Source organism: Moorena sp. SIO4A1, from assembly GCF_010672065.1.
In the GTDB taxonomy this organism is placed as follows: domain Bacteria; phylum Cyanobacteriota; class Cyanobacteriia; order Cyanobacteriales; family Coleofasciculaceae; genus Moorena.
In genome coordinates this window covers 1-1909 of the sequence record NZ_JAAHHX010000421.1, presented here as the reverse complement: position 1 = coordinate 1909, position 1909 = coordinate 1, and the positions used below count along the sequence as shown (strand labels likewise).

Genomic DNA, 1909 nt, shown 5'->3' with positions numbered 1-1909 from the left:
TCTGAGAGCTTGCACCTTTAGGAAAGGGAACTTCGGATATCGGAACAGGTAAAAAATCCTGTGTATCTGATTAGGTTATAAATAGCTATATCAACAAAACGAAAAGTATTTTTAAAGCTAAAAACCTAAGTACAACTTATTAGTTATAATCGGAATTATTTGACTAGTATTAATACTACTATTAAATGGAAGGAAATCAAGACCAGCAACATCCTCAGGAAAAACGCGATCGCGAAATAGTTAACCGTCTTTTACAACAACAACCCAATGAATACAACTTGGCGGAATTAGCCCGACTGCGGATTCGCTATGACAGCTTTCCCGGTGCTAGAGCCATTCAAAGGGACTTGGATGTACTGCTCCAGCGATGGCAACTGACAGAACAACAGCTTTTTGAGAAAACCCTTCAGATTCATCAAGCCGGTCTCGCGTATAGACGAGACAACAGTTCTGGCAACCAAGATGACTGGACTTAAGACTTCTTTGCTGAAGTCGCGAATAGGGAGTAGGGAGTAGGGAGTAGGGAGTAGGGAGTAGGGAGTAGGGAGTAGCAGTATCAAAAAGCTTCTTTTGCAAGAGGGTCTTTAGTTCTTTATAGAGTTTTTCATGGCTATGAGGTGAACAGGATTTTTTCCCTGTTCCGAGATCCACTGTTCCGAGATCCGCTGTTCCCTTTTCCCTTTACTAAATTCATTTCATTTAACCGATTTCCTAGGGGCTGGGGGTAAAAGCTTAAACATCTGTTTTTCTTGATTCGGTTGAAGCTTCTGATCAGCTGGAGCTATTGGATCGATCTGAGGTGGATCGATCTTAGGGGGGGACTTAGGGATGGAAACGGTTTTAGCAGGATCATTAGACGAGGCGGTGTCTATAGCAGTATTGAGAGCTTCCAGTTGTTGAGATATCAAAGCCTGCTGTTGCAGCTGCTCGGTAGAAGACACTAAGCCGCTGAGTCCATTAACTAAATCCTTGACATTGCGGCGAAAAGCTGGATCCCCAGTCAGATCATCTAGGTCAGCGGTAATCTTTTGGGCATTTTCAAAGGTAACTCGTGCTGAGTCTAGGGTTTGTTGTAATACCAGTAAATTAGTAGGACTGTTGAGAGTATTGGAAACATTACGTAAGTTAGCAGATGCTTGGGCAGCATTAGCCGATAGGTTTTCTAAGTTCCGCAGCATCTGTGATACATCCGTTTGATAAACCGCTGAGTTAACCTGATTCGCGGTAATAGTTAAGTTGCTGGTCAATACACGCAGATCTTGACTGGCCTGAGAGATGCTATCCAAGGTGGTCACCAAATTTCCCCGATTGCTGACCAATAGTTGATTGGCAGAGGTAATCAACTGATTTAGTTCCCTTGCCGTTTGGCTGTATTGCTCAGACGTACTAGAAATGCTACTGGTTGCCAACCCAATTAGACTAGATGTTTGATTGGCAGCACTGGTCACAGCATTCGTTGCGTTGGACAAGCCTGCTACCTCTTGCCGCACTATCCGGGACAACTGGGTCATCTCTTTGCTAAGTTCTGACACGTCTCTGGCGGCATTGGAGGCATTTTCCGCAAGACTATTGATTTTGTCAAAAAAGGCTGGATCACCGAAGAGTTCAGCAATGCGATTTCCGTTCCGTAGGAGGTCAGCAAAGGTGGAACCCACATCACCATTAATCTGATCTTCTTCACAAATAACTAGGGAAGAATTACATTGTGCTCCGAAGGGTGTAAGACTTTGAGCAGTTGCAGGTAATTGTCCTAGGGGCATGATATCCACATTGGTAGCACCAATTAAACCCGATTGATTAGCTTCAACCTGGACTTTGCGGGGGATTAACAATCCAGGGTCATCAATTTCAACGGTGACATTGACCCCATTAGTACCGGGTTCAATGTTAGTGATTCTCCCAACTTGGA

2 protein-coding genes are annotated in these 1909 nt (G+C 44.1%); one reads left to right on the top strand and one right to left on the bottom strand.

Annotation, left to right across the window (positions count from 1 at the left end; all coding sequences use genetic code 11):
- Positions 1–185: 185 nt before the first annotated feature.
- The gene (locus tag F6K53_RS38955) at positions 186–476 is read left to right on the top strand and encodes a DUF3288 family protein (RefSeq protein ID WP_293085233.1); all 291 of its coding nucleotides are present in this window, start codon (positions 186–188) and stop codon (positions 474–476) included.
- 219 nt (positions 477–695) lie between these two features.
- On the opposite strand, the gene F6K53_RS38950 is transcribed toward F6K53_RS38955, so the two are convergent.
- The coding region (locus F6K53_RS38950) for an MlaD family protein (protein WP_293085230.1) at positions 696–1909 on the bottom strand (1214 nt) is incomplete at its 5' end.

Coding starts and splice junctions, on each gene's coding strand:
- F6K53_RS38955 (WP_293085233.1), top strand. CDS start 186: ATGGAAGGAAATCAAGACCAGCAACATCCTCAGGAAAAACGCGATCGC.